Annotated in this window: 12 protein-coding genes; 5 read left to right on the forward strand and 7 right to left on the reverse strand. The window is 62.3% G+C overall.

The window, feature by feature from the left end; translation table 11 throughout:
- Positions 1-70: 70 nt before the first annotated feature.
- Positions 71-1972, forward strand: a complete 1902-nt coding sequence (locus Mhypo_RS00480) for an SBBP repeat-containing protein (RefSeq protein WP_147371334.1) — start codon at positions 71-73, stop codon at positions 1970-1972.
- A gap of 97 nt (positions 1973-2069) precedes the next feature.
- Here Mhypo_RS00480 and Mhypo_RS00485 read toward each other — a convergent pair whose 3' ends face one another.
- From Mhypo_RS00485 to Mhypo_RS00500, 4 genes are all read right to left on the reverse strand, one after another.
- Positions 2070-3062: a DUF5666 domain-containing protein gene (locus Mhypo_RS00485; protein ID WP_119339397.1), complete on the reverse strand. Its 993-nt coding sequence runs from the start codon at positions 3060-3062 to the stop codon at positions 2070-2072.
- An 8-nt stretch (positions 3063-3070) separates the two neighbouring features.
- Positions 3071-3985, reverse strand: coding sequence for an LptA/OstA family protein (locus tag Mhypo_RS00490; protein WP_119339398.1), 915 nt, complete (start codon positions 3983-3985; stop codon positions 3071-3073).
- Positions 3982-4551 (reverse strand): hypothetical protein, encoded by a 570-nt coding sequence (locus Mhypo_RS00495; protein ID WP_119339399.1) that lies wholly within the window; start codon positions 4549-4551, stop codon positions 3982-3984. The genes Mhypo_RS00490 and Mhypo_RS00495 overlap by 4 nt, the downstream gene beginning before the upstream one ends.
- Before the next feature lie 195 nt (positions 4552-4746).
- Positions 4747-5769 (reverse strand): lipid II:glycine glycyltransferase FemX, encoded by a 1023-nt coding sequence (locus Mhypo_RS00500; protein WP_371862135.1) that lies wholly within the window; start codon positions 5767-5769, stop codon positions 4747-4749.
- A gap of 92 nt (positions 5770-5861) precedes the next feature.
- On the opposite strand from Mhypo_RS00500, the gene pheA reads away from it, so the two are divergent.
- Positions 5862-6704 carry a prephenate dehydratase gene (pheA, locus tag Mhypo_RS00505; protein WP_119339424.1) on the forward strand — a complete coding sequence of 281 codons (843 nt, stop codon included), beginning with the start codon at positions 5862-5864 and terminating at the stop codon, positions 6702-6704.
- A gap of 280 nt (positions 6705-6984) precedes the next feature.
- Here pheA and Mhypo_RS00510 read toward each other — a convergent pair whose 3' ends face one another.
- Complete coding sequence (locus tag Mhypo_RS00510; protein WP_119339400.1) at positions 6985-7422, reverse strand: hypothetical protein; 438 nt, start codon at positions 7420-7422, stop codon at positions 6985-6987.
- Positions 7423-7546: 124 nt separating this feature from the next.
- On the opposite strand from Mhypo_RS00510, the gene Mhypo_RS00515 reads away from it, so the two are divergent.
- The 3 genes from Mhypo_RS00515 to Mhypo_RS00525 all read left to right on the forward strand — a co-directional run bounded on the left by Mhypo_RS00515 (position 7547) and on the right by Mhypo_RS00525 (position 11548).
- On the forward strand, positions 7547-8038 hold the full coding sequence (locus Mhypo_RS00515) for an OmpH/Skp family outer membrane protein (RefSeq protein ID WP_170148168.1): 492 nt from the start codon (positions 7547-7549) through the stop codon (positions 8036-8038).
- 11 nt (positions 8039-8049) lie between these two features.
- On the forward strand, positions 8050-8541 hold the full coding sequence (locus Mhypo_RS00520) for an OmpH/Skp family outer membrane protein (RefSeq protein WP_119339402.1): 492 nt from the start codon (positions 8050-8052) through the stop codon (positions 8539-8541).
- 229 nt (positions 8542-8770) lie between these two features.
- Positions 8771-11548, forward strand: a complete 2778-nt coding sequence (locus Mhypo_RS00525; RefSeq protein WP_119339403.1) for an FtsK/SpoIIIE family DNA translocase — start codon at positions 8771-8773, stop codon at positions 11546-11548.
- Positions 11549-11810: 262 nt separating this feature from the next.
- On the opposite strand, the gene Mhypo_RS00530 is transcribed toward Mhypo_RS00525, so the two are convergent.
- Both Mhypo_RS00530 and Mhypo_RS00535 read right to left on the reverse strand, forming a co-directional pair.
- Positions 11811-13754 carry a S8 family serine peptidase gene (locus Mhypo_RS00530; RefSeq protein ID WP_119339404.1) on the reverse strand — a complete coding sequence of 648 codons (1944 nt, stop codon included), beginning with the start codon at positions 13752-13754 and terminating at the stop codon, positions 11811-11813.
- A gap of 31 nt (positions 13755-13785) precedes the next feature.
- A complete protein-coding gene (locus tag Mhypo_RS00535) occupies positions 13786-15969 on the reverse strand; it encodes a VWA domain-containing protein (protein ID WP_119339405.1) in 2184 nt (727 codons plus the stop codon).
- Positions 15970-15974: the final 5 nt, after the last annotated feature.

Below are 15974 nucleotides of genomic sequence, written 5' to 3' on the forward strand. Positions count from 1 at the left end.
GCCGCGCGGGTGGAGGTGCCCTGATGGGGCTGGTGCGCTAGACGGGGGTTGAGATACCATGTCAAGCAAGATGAAATGGGTTGCTATCCTGCTCCTGCTGGGAATTGCCCAGGCCCAGGGCCCGGGCTTCAGCATCCGCCTGAGCCCCAGCACCCTGACCCTTCCGCCGGGCGGCGACACCGCCTTCACCCTGACCCTGGAGCCCCGGGGCGGGTTTACCGGTGCGGTAACCCTGCGGCTGGTGGGCGCCCCGGCGGGGGTGGGCTTCGCCGTTACCCGCCTGCAGGTGGCCAGCAGTAGCCCCATCACCCAGGGGCTTGTGCTGGGGGTAGATACCGGGGTGGCCCCGGGCACCTACAACCTCACCCTCCAGGCCGAAAGCGACGGCCAGGTGCAGACCACCGCGCTCACCCTGCGGGTGGCCCTTCCTACGGGAACGCTGCTCTGGACAAGGCAGTTTGGGACCGACCGCTTAGACAAAGCCTCTGCCCTGGCGGTGGACAGCCAGGGGAACGTCCTGGTGGCGGGGGAGGTCGTGAACGCCCTGCCCGGCCAGGCCCCTCTGGGCCGTACGGACGCCTTCCTGCGCAAGTACGACCCGAACGGCAACCCCATCTGGACAAGGCAGTTCGGCACCGGCGGCTTTGACGAAGCCAATGCCCTGGCAGTGGACGGCCAGGGGAACGTCCTGGTGGCGGGGCAGGTCGAGGGCGCCCTGCCCGGCCAGATCCATCTGGGCAATTCCGACGCCTTCCTGCGCAAGTACGACCCGAACGGCAACCCCATATGGACAAGGCAGTTCGGCACCAGCGGCGATGAAGCAGCCTCTGCCCTGGCGGTGGACGGCCAGGGGAACGTCCTGGTGGCGGGGTGGGTCACTGGCGCCCTGCCCGGCCAGACCCATCTAGGAAAAAGTGACGCCTTCCTGCGCAAGTACGACCCGAACGGCAACCCCATCTGGACAAGGCAGTTTGGCACCGATAGCGCAGAGACAGTCTCTGCCCTGGCGGTGGACGGCCAGGGGAACGTCCTGGTGGCGGGGGATGTCGCGGGCGCCCTGCCCGGCCAGACCCATCTGGGCTTTTTCGACGCCTTCCTGCGCAAGTACGACCCGAACGGCAACCCCATCTGGACAAGGCAGTTTGGCACCGGCGACCGCGACGAAGCCAATGCCCTGGCAGTGGACGGCCAGGGGAACGTCCTGGTGGCGGGGTGGGTCGCGGGCGCCCTGCCCGGCCAGACCCATCTGGGCGTTACGGACGCCTTCCTGCGCAAGTACGACCCGAACGGCAACCCCATCTGGACAAGGCAGTTTGGCACCGATAGCGCAGAGACAGTCTCTGCCCTGGCGGTGGACGGCCAGGGGAACGTCCTGGTGGCGGGGGATGTCGCGGGCGCCCTGCCCGGCCAGACCCATCTGGGCTTTTTCGACGCCTTCCTGCGCAAGTACGACCCGAACGGCAACCCCATCTGGACAAGGCAGTTTGGCACCGGCGACCGCGACGAAGCCAATGCCCTGGCAGTGGACGGCCAGGGGAACGTCCTGGTGGCGGGGTGGGTCGCGGGCGCCCTGCCCGGCCAGACCCATCTGGGCGTTACGGACGCCTTCCTGCGCAAGTACGACCCGAACGGCAACCCCATCTGGACAAGGCAGTTTGGCACCGATAGCGCAGAGACAGTCTCTGCCCTGGCGGTGGACGGCCAGGGGAACGTCCTGGTGGCGGGGGATGTCGCGGGCGCCCTGCCCGGCCAGACCTATCTGGGCGATTCCGACGCCTTCCTGCGCAAGTACGACCCGAACGGCAACCCCATCTGGACAAGGCAGTTCGGCACCAGCGACTTTGACGAAGCCAATGCCCTGGCAGTGGACGGCCAGGGGAACGTCCTGGTGGCGGGGCGGGTCGGGGGCGCCCTGCCCGGCCAGGCCCATCTGGGCAGTACGGACGCCTTCCTACGCAAGTACAGCCCTTGAGGGCGGGCGCGGTCGGGCCTGCTCTGGGCAGCCTCGGGGGGCCTCTCGGTGGTGCAGGGAAGGAGCTGGTAGGGGCGAGGTTTCCTGGCCAGGTGGACTAGGGGTCTTGAAACTCCCCCTTGACCCCTTCCAGCACCACCACATCGCTGGTATCCAGGTTATAAAGCACCCGGGTTCCCTCTACAAAGCCGTCTTTGTTCTGGCTGCGCACGGGTTTTTCCTTGCTGCCGAACAGGTAGGCTACCTTGTCTTTCTCGCGCACCACAGCGCTTTCGGCGGTGGAGGTGCGGCCATCCTGCACCAGCTTGATGGAGCCAAACAGGTGCAAGATTTCATCGTCTACGTTGTACACCATGCGTTCGGCACTACCTTGCAGGGGCTTTTCTCCGGTGCGCTCGAGTTCGATGGGCCCGGTCACTCGCGCATTGCCGCTCTCGTTGTCGTAGTCGAGGCGGCTGCCCCAGGCCTTGCTCTTGCCCTGCTGAACCTCTACCGCCCTGGGGGCGGGTTTAAGCTCGAGCTCGAGGCGGTCCTCTTCTTCGATGTACCGGGCGGTGCCCCCGGTCATGAAGACGTAGTCGTTGACCTCGCGCACTTGTTCCACACGGGCAATAGCCCCAAAAGCCCGGGCATCTTCGCCAAAGGTAATTTGCACCCGAAAAGGCGGGGGGTCGGCAAAAAGCGAGCGGCTCAGGGAGGGGCCTTCACGCTTGGCTCCAACCTGAACGTCGAAAGCCTTTAGGCTTCCGTCGTTTTGCTCGGCGGCCTCGAGGCGCACCTGCTGCCCTACCTTCAGGTCGCTAAACTGCACCGCTTTTCCTTCGTGCCAGAAGCGGGTCAGCTTATCGGTCGTAAAAACCTGCTCGCCTACCCGCAGGCTCTTCTTTTCGGCATCCAGCGCAGCAATAACCCCTCCATACAGGTCGCGCAACTCGATGATGGCCGGAGGGTTGTCGGGCCCGGTCTTGACCACCACAATCTTCTTACCGCGCCGTTCAATTTCGGCGGTGGTTTGAAAGGCCGGCTCGGGGTCTTGCTGGGCCAGAGCTATCAGCAGCAACAGTCCTGATAGCAGCCAGGGCCAGCGCATGGTTCTTATTATTGCTCGCTTAGCTTGCGAAAGTCGTTCACGGGAAGCCGGGGTGCCTGGGCCAGCACCCGCACCTGGGAGCGGTTGACGTTGTGCAGAAGCGAGTTGCCCGATAGGGTGGCTTTTTCCTTCGCATTGACGCTGCGGGCCGGCACGTTCTGGTTGCCCACCCGACCGGCCACAATGGTGGCCTCGCCGGTGTTGTCGTTGTAGACCAGGCTGGCCCCGGTGGTGGTGATGTCGCCATCGACCAGGGTAACCCCGCCGGTGGCCAGCAAGCGTTTTTCGTCGGTCAAGCTGCGGATTTCCTTAGCCCGAATCACCAGGTCACCCTTGCCTTCGCGCTTGCGCAGCAGCACCACCTCCCTGGCATCGTTGAAGACGGCCAGCCCGCGGTCTTCCTCGTAATACACTCCTTCCGAGCGCCCCTCCTGGCGGCCGTTCTTGAGAATCACGCCGCCCTCGCTAGTAGAGATGTTGGTGTCCACCTCGAAGGTCATGCGGGGGGCGGTGACTTCCACCGGGTCGCTGTTTTTGTCCCTGGGTTCCTGGCGCATGCGAGCGTTACCGTCCAGGGTACCGCGTCCGCTGGATTCGCGGTAGACCAGCTTGGGCCCGCTGGCCGTCATGCGGTCGCGCTTGACCACCACACTCCCCTCAAAGGAGGCCACCCGCTCCCCCTCTGCCTCTTGCATGGTTTTGCCCTGGGGCGCCTCTAACGTAGCACGGGTAGCGTTGATTTCCAGGTCTTTTACCTTCCCTATCACCCCTCCGGGCTTGCCCGCCTCGTAGACCCAGGGGCCGTTGCGCAGGTTGCCCGAGCGCTGCCCACCAGGAGCCTCTATGGTTATGATGCGCTGTTCTTTACTCTGGGCCAGTACAGCCAAAGTAAGGAGAAAAAGAAGCCATGCCAGACGTTTCATGAGCTACCCCCTTCGATAGGGCAGGGCGGTTGTTCCCCACCGGAGATGAACTTCTCGATGGGGTCGCGCCAACTGGGGTTTTCGATACCAAAATCGCTTTTGAAGTCCTTACCCTGCACTTCCAGGCTGGGCGCGGTGATGAAGACGCTGGGCGCACGGAACCCCTCGCGCTGGTCAATCGTGACCGGCACTTCGCCTGGTTTGCCCAGGTTGACCGTATAGCACCCCTTCAGGATTTCCACCCGGGCGTAGGGCAGCCTTAAGTTATCGGCCCGGTCGATGGTCACTTCTGGGGCAGAAAGCCGCATATCCAGCCGGTTTTCTACAAAACGCTGCCCCGACTGCAACCCGGTCACCTTGGCCTCGCGGGAGCCGGGGTCTTGCTCGACCTGGGCGGCAGCGAACTCCCAGCGGGCCTTGGGGTCTTGTTCGGGGTAAAGGGTCAGGCGGACGTTCTCGAGTTTCACCCCACGGTTGGGGGTAGGGGGTGTTGGAACCGGACGGCTCACCAAAAAAAGCGAGAGCGCGCCGATCACAACCAGAGCGATGAGTGCAGGTCGAACCACGGCTAGAGGGTAGAAGCAAGGTCGCTAAGAAGCGTGAACTGAGGGCTAAAGGCCGTTGGGTTAGTTTGAATATCGCATGAGTGGCAGCTTTGCTCCATCTTTACCCAGAATACCTGGCTTCCTCTCACACACCCCGCTCATTTCACGTGTTGAGGAATAAGGAAGGTAAATCCAGATGATTCGATTCAAGCCAGCTTACAAGACATCCCGTGTGGTGCCGCGGGTGCGGTAGTTGACCCAGTTCTTGCGAAGCCGCAGGGCTTTCTTGATTACACCGTAAAGCGGTGAGAGGCTGACATCGTAAGCCGGGAAGCGCACCCGTTGACCACCAAAGCCTTCCTTGAAAGCGTCAATCCCAGCCGCATGGCTGCCCTCGGTTTGACGGGGTACGCCCCACAGGTCGTAGATGCGGCAGCCGTTTTCAATTCCCCAGTTGATGGCGCCCCAGTGCATGCCGTTGGGCGCTTTGGCATTGGAGTTCTCGCGGCTACTACCGCCGTAGAGGTAGTCTATTTTGCCAGCAAAAGCCACAAACAGACCCGCCGCCAGCGCCTTGCCGTCCAGGCGCGCAATCGAGATGAAGGCCTGCCCCAGCGGTTGATTCATCTCCTTGAGTACCATTTGGTAATAGTATTTGGCGTGCTGCAATAGCCTGGCCCGTCGGTTGGTCTCTTCAAAAAGCCGCCAGAACTCCTCAAAAGCTTCCATACCTTCTATGGTCGTTACCACACGTTTCTCGGCGAGCCTGGTATTGCGGCGGTGCATGTTTTCCATGTTGGCCAGAAGTCCCTCGCGCCCCAGCGTCAGGTCGAGCCAGATGGTGTACTCGGGCTGGATGGTTTCCTCCAGTTGCATTTGGGGAAATTCTGGGGCAGATTGCAGCGCAGGCTGGCCGGTTTCAGGCTCGAGCTTCAGGTAGACCGCACCTCCAGCCTGTTGTTTGAGCGCCTCTACAACCCTGGGCAAATCTCGGATATCGCGCAGTGCGGGGCCGCGGGAGGCATAAAGCATCGAGATAGGGCCCACAAAACTACGGCGGAAAAGTTGTATGGCTGCAATTAACTCGTCGTTCTGGTAGGCCGCAACGCGCTCCGGCTGCCAGCCGGAGAGCTTCTTGACCTCACCCCAGCCCCAGGACTGCAAGGCACTGGTGATGGGCATTGAAGCAACCATTTGATTCCAGGCCACGGGGTCATTAATGGGTTCCAATCTCAACACGCTTTACCATTATGCCGTATCGAAGTTGGGCTGGTCTGGATTTTTTGCTGGACTACCTGAGAAAACCAGAAAAACTTATACTGGGCCGCGTGATGCGTATTGCCTTCCAGGGAACTGAGGGAGCCTACAGTGAGGAAGCCTCATTGCGAGCTTTTCCAGGCGCACAAACCATCGGGCTGCCCACCTTTCATCAGGTTTTTTCTGCGGTGACCAACAACGAGGTAGATCTAGGGGTGGTTCCGGTGGAAAACACCACCGCCGGCATCATCAACCAGACCTACGATCTGCTCCTGGAGACCGACCTGCACGTGGTAGGTGAGCTGGTGCTGAAGGTCGAGCACTGCTTGCTGGCCCCGCCCGGAACCCGCCTGGAGGATATCCGTAAGGTCAAAAGCCATCCGCAGGGCCTGGCCCAGTGCGATGGCTTTATTGCCCGGTACAAACTCGAGGCCGAGCCCGTCTACGACACCGCCGGCGCCGCCCGCGAGCTGGCCGAGCACCCCCAGCCCGGCCTGGCCGCTATAGCCAGCCGCCGCGCTGCCGAGCGCTATGGGCTGAGTATTGTGGCCGAGGCTATCCAGGACTTCAGCGGCAACTACACCCGATTCTTTGTACTTTCGCGCGAGGACCTACCTCGCCGGGAAGGCCCTTACAAGACCTCGGTGGTCTTTACCACCCGCCACCGGCCCGGCGAACTGCTGGCTGCCTTGCAGGCTTTCGCCGACCAGGGCATCAACCTGACCAAGCTCGAGTCCCGTCCCCGCCGCGACCCCGAACGCCCTTTCTCCCCTATTTTTTATGCCGACTTCGAGGGCCACGCCGAAGACCCTGGCCCCTCTCAGGCCCTGCTGACGCTCTTACGTCGGGCTTCGTTTGTGAAGGTGCTGGGCTCATATCCGGCGGTTACAAGCTGGGGTCTTCTCAAAGAAACCTGACCAGAACGTTACACTCAAGTTTGCACAAATGCAGATCGGCTGGGCTACGATCGACATTTTTTGTGGCACAGATTCATAGACAGATATAAATCCCCCCGCACACGGCAGGGGGTCTAGTATCAGATTCGGTTGATTCCTTTCGGTTCGGTAACGAATCAACCCGACCGAAGGGGGTGCTCTAGGATTCAAAAAGACAACCTACATTTTTTTGGTTTTGTAAACTGTCTTTTTGAATCCGGTATAACGCTAACAAAAAGTGCAACCCGCTATATTCCAGGACTTATCGGAAGGTAGCGCCAAACAACAGCCGGGCCGAAGGTGAGCTGTTGAAGGGGAAGATGCTCTGTCCACCAATAAACAACCCCGTATCGCGGTCGAGGGCAAACTCAATACCGGCATCCAGGGTCAGGGCAAAATTAGCGTTGGGTAGCCCCAGGCCCAGGCCGCCCCCAAAGTAGGGCTTGATACCGCGCAGGTCGCGGTCGAACTGACCGAGGTCGGGCTTGAATAGCACCTCACCTCCGATCAGGAAACGGGGGCCCGTGAACAGTACATCCCCATAAATCAGGGCCACCAGATCGCGTTGTAGGTTGGCCTCGAGGCCAAACCCCAGGCTGGGCGCAGGTACTGAGATGCGGAGTTGAAAGGCCCGTTGGGCAAAACCGGATGAAGCAAACACCAGCAGCAGCAAAACGATCAAGACAGGTAAACGTTTCATGACACACACCTCTGATTTTGAGGTCACAGACCTCACAGGCGATACCATAGCCCAGCCTGACCTAAAGCGCCAGTGGCATGGCTCTCACCCTATGCTAAGGCCCGGCCCTTACAGTATGGCCCGTATGAAGCGTCTTTCGCTATTTGTGCCCATACTGGCCGGGCTGCTGCTGAGCAGCCTGCTGGTGGCACAAAACCAACCTACGGCTACCAAAATTGGCTATCTCAATGCCAGGGCCGTGGTAGAAGCCCATCCCCAGTTTGCCAGGATAAAAGAGATCCAGGCTAAAGCCGAGGCTGAACTCAAGCCCCTCCGCGACCAGCTTCAGCCCCTGGAAGCCAAAATCCGAGCAGGCAGTGCGACCGCTCAGGAGCAGCAAAATTACCGTATTCTGGCTCAAAGCCTGCAAGAAACCGGCAAGAAGTGGACCGACCAGCAGAACGAAGCCCTGCGTCCCATCACAGAAGACATCGACAAACTCGTCAGCAAGGTAGCCCAGGAACAGGGTTTTGCTATCGTGCTTGATCAGGAAGTCGCCGCCAGCAGCGGTCTGGTGGTCTACGCCGCACAGGAGCTCGATATTACCCAGGCCATCTTGCGGGCCTTACCCAAGTAGTGGAGTGAAAGATGAACAGAAACTGGTTGTTTGTAGTGATGCTGGCAGGTTTGCTGTTTGGGGGTTCGCTCATCGCGCAGAACCGCCCGACCCCTACCCGCATCGGTTATGTGGATGCCGAAAAAGTGGTGCAGGCCCACAAGGACTTCAAAAAGGTACAGGATGTGCGCACCCAGGCCGAGCGCGAGCTGAAGCCCCTCCGCGACCAGCTTCAACCCCTGGAGGCCAAACTTCGGGCCGGCAATGCCACCGCCAAAGAGCAGCAGGATTACCGTGTGCTGGCGCAAAGCTTGCAGGAAGCCGGGCGCAAGTGGACCGAGCGCAGCAATGCAGTCCTGAAACCCATCACCGAAGAAATTGACCAGGTAATTGCCCGGGTGGCTCAGCAGCAAGGCTTTGCCATTGTGCTGGACAAGAAAGTGGCCGCCAGCAGCGGTCTGGTGGTCTATGCCGCCGAGGAACTCGAGATTACCAACGCGGTGATCCGAGCGCTGCCCAAGTAGTCAAAACCCCAACAGGCGTGGGAACAAATCGCCCACGCCTGTTGTCTGCCGTGAAGCAGCCTGGCAAATATTCGATTTTCAGCACTCCGCTAAGCCCGCAACACTTCCATCGAACCCCTCCGACACTTGGCTATCAGCTATCGACTATGGACTATAGACTATCGACTTCTACAAGGCCGCTTTATTGTCAGGGTCAAGTTTAATTGCCGATATGTTAGAATCGTAAACGATGGCCAGAGGCAAATCTAAAGGCGATAAAACAAGAAAAGCGTCCCCCACTGAACGAAAGCGCGACCTCGAGGCTTTTTCTCTTCTCGTTATGGGGCTCTCGGTGCTACTGGCTGCCGCCATCTATTTTGGCTCCAACCTGGCCGGACAGCTGGGCAGCACGGTGCAAAATTTTTTCTGGGGCAACCTGGGGTATCTGGCCTGGCTGGTGCCGCCCACGCTGGCGCTCCTGGGCGTCTGGCTGCTGTTGGATCGCCCTCTGGGGGGCTTTATCAGGGCAACTGCCATCGCCCTGTCGGGGGGTCTGGTCAGCTTACCGCTGGTCGCCCATGCCTCCAAACCGCTGGGTGGCGCCCTTGGCCAAAACCTCCATTCCCTGCTAACGGGCCAACTCGGTAACCTCGGCCTGCTGATTCCCATGCTGGCCCTTAGCTTTATCGCCGACCTGGCCCTGCGTCAGCGACCCGGTTTCCTGCTGGGTAAAAGCACCCGACGGGTGGTGCTGGCCGCACAGCGTTTGTACCGGGCCTATACCCTTTCCCAAACCGCCACCCGGCTGCTGCACGAAGCCCAGGCGCTGGCCGAGCGGTACCCCGAGCACAAGGCTCTATACACCCTGCAACAGGACCTCAAAGCCTTCCGGCGCAACCCCCAGGACGGCGAAGCCATTATAGGATTTGCCAGACTGCTGGACGAATTCCGAAGCGAAAGGGCCAAGGAACTTGCAGGAAAGCTGGCTGCCGAGCCCCGGCCCCTGCCGGTGCGCCTCGAGCGACTGGCGGCTGCCCTGGCAGCTCCCCTCCAGGGCGACGGCCTGGCCCAGGCCCTCGAGGAGCGTCGCGCCGCGCTGGTGCTGGAAATCGGCACCCTGCTGACCAAAACCCAGGCCCTTACTCGCCAGGCCGAGACTGCTGCAAAAAATCTAAGCAACCCTACCGCCCGGGCTTTGCTGGCCGCCCTGGACGAGCACCAGCACCGCCTGGCGAGCTGGCGCGAGTCGGAAGAGCTGACCTTGGGCCTGGAGGAGCGGGTGGACGGCTGGCTGCGCTGGGCCGAGTGGGTGGAGTCGGCTCCGGCAGAAGCCCACCCGGCGGGGCTGCGGGCCCTGCTCGAGAAGGGCCTGCGGGCCGAACCCCCTGCTTTTGCGGTGGCAACGGCCAAGCCGCCCACCGAACCGTTGCTCGACTTCGATTTTATATTTCCTGAGCCAGACAAGGTGGAGGCCACTCACAAAACAGTTCCGCCGCCCGAGAAGCCCAAAACTGGCAAGCCTGCCCGGAGCAGCGCACCCCAATCCGGCTCCACAACCCAACCCTCGACTGCGCTGCAGCTCCCCAGCTTCGATTTGCTCGACAAACCCGAAGCGCCGCGCTACGACCCCAAGGCCCTGGAAATCATCACCCAGCGCCAGGTCGAGCTCATCAACAACACCCTGCAGCACCACGGGGTGGAAGCTCGGGTGGTGAGCTGGTCGCGCGGCCCAACCGTTACCCGCTTTGAACTCGAGCCCGCCCCCGGCGAAAAAATCAGCCGTGTGCAAAACCTCCACAACGACTTGGCCCTAGCCCTGGCGGCAGGTTCGGTGCGCATCGAGGCGCCCATTCCTGGCAAGAGCGTCATTGGCCTCGAGGTGCCCAATGCCGAGCGTGAACTGGTGCGCTACAGCGAGGCCATTCAGTCCAGCGCTTTTACCCGCAGCAAGGACACCCTGCCCATGGTGCTGGGCAAAAGCATCGACGGTGAAGTCTGGGTGAAGGATCTGGCCCGCATGCCCCACCTGCTTATCGCTGGCTCCACTGGCTCGGGTAAGTCGGTGGCGGTGAACACCCTGATTACCAGTCTGCTGTTCAAATATCTCCCCACCGAGCTGCGCTTTCTGATGATTGACCCCAAGATGGTCGAGCTTACCCCCTACGAGGGCATCCCGCACCTCGTGCGCCCGGTGGTCACCAACCCCGCCGATGCCGCCGGGGTGCTCCTGGGCGCGGTGGCCCACATGGAGCGGCGTTACAAGATGATGAGCCAGGTGGGGGCGCGAAACCTCGAGCAGTTCAACCAGAAGATGCGGGCCGCCGGCGACCCCACCTTGCCCTACCTGGTCATCGTGATTGACGAGTTGGCCGACCTGATGATTACTGCACCAAAAGAGGTGGAGCAGGCCATTCTGCGCCTGGCCCAGATGGCCCGCGCTACCGGGATGCATCTGATACTGGCCACCCAGCGCCCCTCGGTGGACATCCTGACCAGCTTGATCAAGGTAAACATCCCGGCCCGTATGGCCTTCGCAGTCTCTTCTGGCTTCGACTCGCGCACCATTCTGGACACCTACGGAGCCGAGCGCCTGGTGGGCCAGGGCGATATGCTCTTCCACCAGCCCGGCCTGCCCAAGCCGGTACGCCTGCAAGGACCTTTCCTTTCCGAAACCGAGGTTCACCGCATTGCTGGGTTTTTGCGTGAGCAGAGCTTCGAGGATGTCTTTGTGGCGCAGTACGGCTCCGACTTCGAAGGCCCCTTGAATCTAGGAGGCAGCGGAGGCGGCGACGCCGGGGATATCGACTTTGGCGACCCTCTCTTGAAGAAAGCCGCCGAAATTGTGATCGAGGAGGGCTACGCTTCAGTGAGCCGGCTCCAGCGTCGCCTTTCGGTGGGCCACGCCCGGGCGGGCAAGCTGGTAGATGCCCTCGAGGCCATGGGCATTGTGGGGCCGCACCAGGGCAGCAAACCCCGCGATGTGCTGATTACCCGCGACCAGCTACCGGAGTATTTTGGCGGGGAGTAATGCCGGATTTAAAAAGACAGTTTACAAAAACAAAAACTCCACAGGTTCTCTTTTTGAATCCTGGAGCAAACCCTTTGGTCGGGTTGATTCGTTACCATTCAGTCACGAATCAACCGAATCTGGTATGAAAGGCATTTGACGCATATGGTTGGCGAAAAGGGCGCCTGTCCTACAAGGGGGGCTACCCCACTTTGCCCGGCGGATAGCTTCACGCAAGCTGCGCGAGTTGGTTTGCAACATACCAATCAACACTGGTATGGGCCTAAGGCCTCACCACCATCGTGCCCAGGTCCAGGGAGCTTCTCGCGCCAACTTGAAGGGTGCGCTCGAGTTTTGGCTCCCCTGCATCGCACAGGTTGTTGCCCGAGTCGTCACGGCAGGCAGTCACCAGGTAGCGCCCTGGCACCAGGTAGGTCTCGAAAACCCCATCGCTCACCACCACCTGCCTCGAGCTAGGCCCCATAAAACTCACCAGGAAGCCGCCTCTGGGAAGCGTCCAGGCAAAGGCCCCGGGCAGATTGAGCAGGCCATGGCCGTAGGCATCATCGCGGCCTGGAGGGCCCAAGTCGGTAAGGTGGGAACGAATCAGGTTCCAGGCCTCGGTGGCGTTCGAGGCCTTTCCGGCCGACAAAACCATAGCCAGGGCCGCGGCTACCTGGGGGGTGGCCTGAGAAGTACCCATATAAAAGGTGTAGTTGGGCTGGTTCAGGCTATAGTTCCAGGTGCTCGAGAGAACCCCACCGCCGGGCTGGGCGGTGTTGCCGCCCGGCGCGACCACATCCACGCTCGCATTTTGCTGGCTGTAATAGGCCACCTGGTTGTACTGGTCGGTGGCCCCTACCGAGATGGCCCCCGGGCAGGCCGCCGGATAGACCAGTGCACCGGGATTGCGGGTCTGGAAATTACCTGCCGCAGCCACCACCAGCACACCCCGGGCCGCAGCGTCCGCAACGGCTTCGCACATTAGGTTGGAAAAAGACGTCGAGCCGAGCGACAGGTTGATGACCTGAGCCGGCCTTGGATTGTTCAGGGTCTGGCCGGCCTTTTGCACCGGTATACCGGCAGCGTAGCGCACGGCCAGGGCCACGTCCTCAAAAGTACCGTTGCCTATCGAGTCCAGCACCCGCAGCGGCAGCACCTTGATGGGGGCGTTGTGGGCCATGCCGACGATGCCGGAGTCGGTGCAGGTGGGGCAGGCTGGCGTGAAATTGCCGCTGCCCGCCACAACGATGCCGGTCACGTGGGTGCCGTGGCTGCCGCCGGTGCGCGAGAGCAAATCGCAGGGGTCGGAAGGGTCAGCGTCGCCGGGGTTACCGGGGGCCGGATCGGCGCAGGGGTCGTAGGGCTGGTTGGGGTCCGTGGGAGAGGCGGCGTCGCCCACAAAGTCGTAGGCGCCCTCGCCCGGTAACCAGAGCCGTCCGGCCAGGTCGGGGTGGTCGTAGCGCACCCCGGTGTCCACAACGGCCACCGTGATGGGGGTGGTGTAGGTTTGCAGATAGGTAAAGCGGGCACCGGTACTGCGCAGGTACCACTGCTGGGGGTAGAACTGATCGGTGGGCTCGCCCTGGGCACTGACGGTGCCGTTGATCTCGGCCCACTCTACGCTGGGGTCGAGCCGCAGGCGTTGCAGCAAAGCCTCGGGGTTGGTGGTGGAGAGCTTGGTAATGCGGCCCACCTGGTCGTGCGAGAGCACCCGGCTCCCCTGGGGCAGGGCCACCGCTCGCAGATCGCGGCGGTACTTGACCAGGACTTCGGTGGGCTGGGTGCTTTGGGTTTCTGGTTGCGCCATGGGCGCAGGTTCGCGGACCCCAAGCCTAGCCAACTCGGCCATCGAGGCGCTCGAGGCCAGCTCTTCGGTTAGCTTGCCCACCACCCGCACCAATGGCAGGCGCACCGCAACCGTAGCCTCTACATCGCCCGTAACCCTGAGGCTGCTGCTGTACTCAGACTGGCTAGCAATCTCGCCTTCGAAATCGGCCTGGAGCTTTACGACCTGGGGGCCGATGCCGCTCTGGGGGCTCACGTTAAGCCAGGTAGCAAGTGAATCCACGCGCCAGGCCACATTAGAGCCTACCCGCAGGGTCAGGCTGCCCTCGAGGCCCTCCATCACCACCTCGCCTGGAATGCTCTGGGCGGGCCCAGGAGCCAGGGAGCTCTGGGTAGAGCACCCTACCAGCAACCAAACCAACAGGAGAAATCGCCGCATCTTCCTCACACTATCGCTACCCCTGCATTCGTCAAGGCAGATTTGACCCAAAAACCGCCGCAACGCGCCTGCGCTCGAGGTAACGCTCGAGCAAAAACAAACCAATTGCCAGCGCAATCAGGGGCCATTGCAAGGGTTGGGCTTTTCGAGCCACAAGGTTTTTCAACTCGGAGGCATCGTCCAGCAGGCGGCCCCCACTGGCTTCCGACAGCCTTTTCAGGTTGGCCCGACCATCCTCCATGCGCCACTCGGGCAGGGTGGGGAGTGGTAGCCGCAGTCGGGGCTGCTCGTTTTCAAAAATCACGGCTTGCCCCGCCGCTTCGCTGGGCAGGCGGGCCTCGTAACGCAGGGGGCCTGTGGGGGCCAGGGCTTGCTCCAGGCCGCCCAGCCGTATGCTGGGGCGTTCAAACTGGCCTTCCAGCAGGACCCGCACAAAATCGGCCTCGCGCACGGCCTGAGCCCTGGGACGGGCCGGGGTCTGCGAGAGCCAGCGCACAAGCTCGGCCATCAGTGCAGGCGTGCCCTGCCAGCCCTGCCAGGAACGCGAGAGGTCGGTGGCCAGGGCCGCCACCCGGCCCCGCCCGCTCTCCCCTACGGCCAGTACGGCAAACTCGCCAGAGGCAACAAGGGTCTGGGCCCAGGGTTTGCTTTTGGCCGGCAGAATGACCGAAAGGGCCGGGGGGTTGGTGGTGCGGGTGATGGGGTGGGGGCGCACCGAGACCGGAAAGCGGCCCTCGAGCGCCTCGCGCCGGAAGGCCCGCTGGGCTTCCTCTAGAAAAAAACGGGGCAGATCCTGCGGGCTGGGCACGTCCCAGAAGGTGCCCCCGCCGGCCTGGGCTAGCTCGCGCAAAAACTGGCGGTCGGCATCGGCGCCCAGGGCAACCGTACTGGTCTTGATTTTGGGGCTGGCATCGCGGGCCGCATCCAGCAGGCCGGGGGTCACATCGGCGGCCAGGCCGTCGGTCAGGGCGATCACCTGTTTGGAATCGGTGGGGACATTTTCCAGGGCGTCCAGAGCCTCGAGGTAGGCCCGGCGAATCATGGTGCCGCCCCCCGCTGTGGTGGAGAGCAGCAGGTTTTCGGCCTCCTTGCGGCCCTGCTCGGTCATGGGGCGCGGACGAAAGAGCCAGCGCGGGCGGTCGGAGAAAACCACCACCCCGATGTAGTCCTGCGGACGCGCCGAGCGGATGAGCTCGAGCGAACCCACCACCGCCAGTCCCAGCTTATCGGCCTCGATCATACTACCCGAGACATCCAGCACCAGCACAAGGCCCACCCCGCCCGGCTCCTCCACCGGCTCCACCGGCAGGCTAGCCTCCAGGCTGGTGCGTTCCCAGCCCCCAAAGAACAACCCTCTGGGCGTAGCCGTCCAGAGCAGGCTGCCCCCCTGATTCAAAAAGGTTTGCAGGGCGTCGAGTTCGGCCGCCGATAAATCCCGCGCCCCAACCCCTAAGGCCACCACCTCGGCCCGGATGGGCAAGGTAATTTCCGCACGCTCTTCGACCGCAAAGCCCTGGGCCTCGAGGTAGCGGGCCAGGGATGTGTCGCCCAGCACCCAGACCCGGGTGATGCCTGCGGGGCTGAGCTCGAGCCGGGCCTGTTCAACACCCAGGGTGCTCTCGAGCCGGGCCGTTACCACACCGGGCTCGTCCAGGCGAAAGCGATACCCCACGCTGCTGCGTCCGGGCTCCAGTTGTAACTCGCGCTCGAGTCGCCCCGAGGGCCCACTCAGGGTCAGTCTGGCCTTGAGGCTGGCTGTTGACTCCAGCACCGCCCGCACCTCGATGGTCTCGCCCTTGCTCGGTAAGGCGGGAGCCACCAGCGACAGTGACAGGTTGGGGCTGGGGGGCCGGTAGAGGCTAAAAATTGGAATCCCAATGGGCTCAGCCCGATCTTGAAACAGACCGTCTGATACCAGCACAATCCGGTCGGGGTTCAGTTCCTGGGCCTTGCGGAGGGCTTCGCGCAGCTGGGTGCCCTCCCCCAAGTCGAGCCTGCGCGCGGTCGGAGAAGCCACCTGAACCGCGCCGCTGGCAAAAGCGATGTATTGCGCGCCGGGCAGGACAAGTTGCGGCGCCACCTTCCACACCGCCTCACGTGCCGATGGGCTCTGGTCCAGCAGAACCACCGTCCGAACCGGCTGCACGGGAATACTGGGCCCCCAGAAGGCCAGCAGCAGGAGGAGTATGATGGCACCCCGCAACCCGATCAACACAGACC

It is taken from the genome of Meiothermus hypogaeus, from assembly GCF_003574035.1.
GTDB classification, from domain to species: domain Bacteria; phylum Deinococcota; class Deinococci; order Deinococcales; family Thermaceae; genus Meiothermus; species Meiothermus hypogaeus.

Coding starts and splice junctions, on each gene's coding strand:
- Mhypo_RS00480 (WP_147371334.1), top strand. CDS start 71: ATGAAATGGGTTGCTATCCTGCTCCTGCTGGGAATTGCCCAGGCCCAG.
- Mhypo_RS00485 (WP_119339397.1), bottom strand. CDS start 3,062: ATGCGCTGGCCCTGGCTGCTATCAGGACTGTTGCTGCTGATAGCTCTG.
- Mhypo_RS00490 (WP_119339398.1), bottom strand. CDS start 3,985: ATGAAACGTCTGGCATGGCTTCTTTTTCTCCTTACTTTGGCTGTACTG.
- pheA (WP_119339424.1), top strand. CDS start 5,862: ATGCGTATTGCCTTCCAGGGAACTGAGGGAGCCTACAGTGAGGAAGCC.
- Mhypo_RS00510 (WP_119339400.1), bottom strand. CDS start 7,422: ATGAAACGTTTACCTGTCTTGATCGTTTTGCTGCTGCTGGTGTTTGCT.
- Mhypo_RS00515 (WP_170148168.1), top strand. CDS start 7,547: ATGAAGCGTCTTTCGCTATTTGTGCCCATACTGGCCGGGCTGCTGCTG.
- Mhypo_RS00520 (WP_119339402.1), top strand. CDS start 8,050: ATGAACAGAAACTGGTTGTTTGTAGTGATGCTGGCAGGTTTGCTGTTT.
- Mhypo_RS00525 (WP_119339403.1), top strand. CDS start 8,771: ATGGCCAGAGGCAAATCTAAAGGCGATAAAACAAGAAAAGCGTCCCCC.
- Mhypo_RS00530 (WP_119339404.1), bottom strand. CDS start 13,754: ATGCGGCGATTTCTCCTGTTGGTTTGGTTGCTGGTAGGGTGCTCTACC.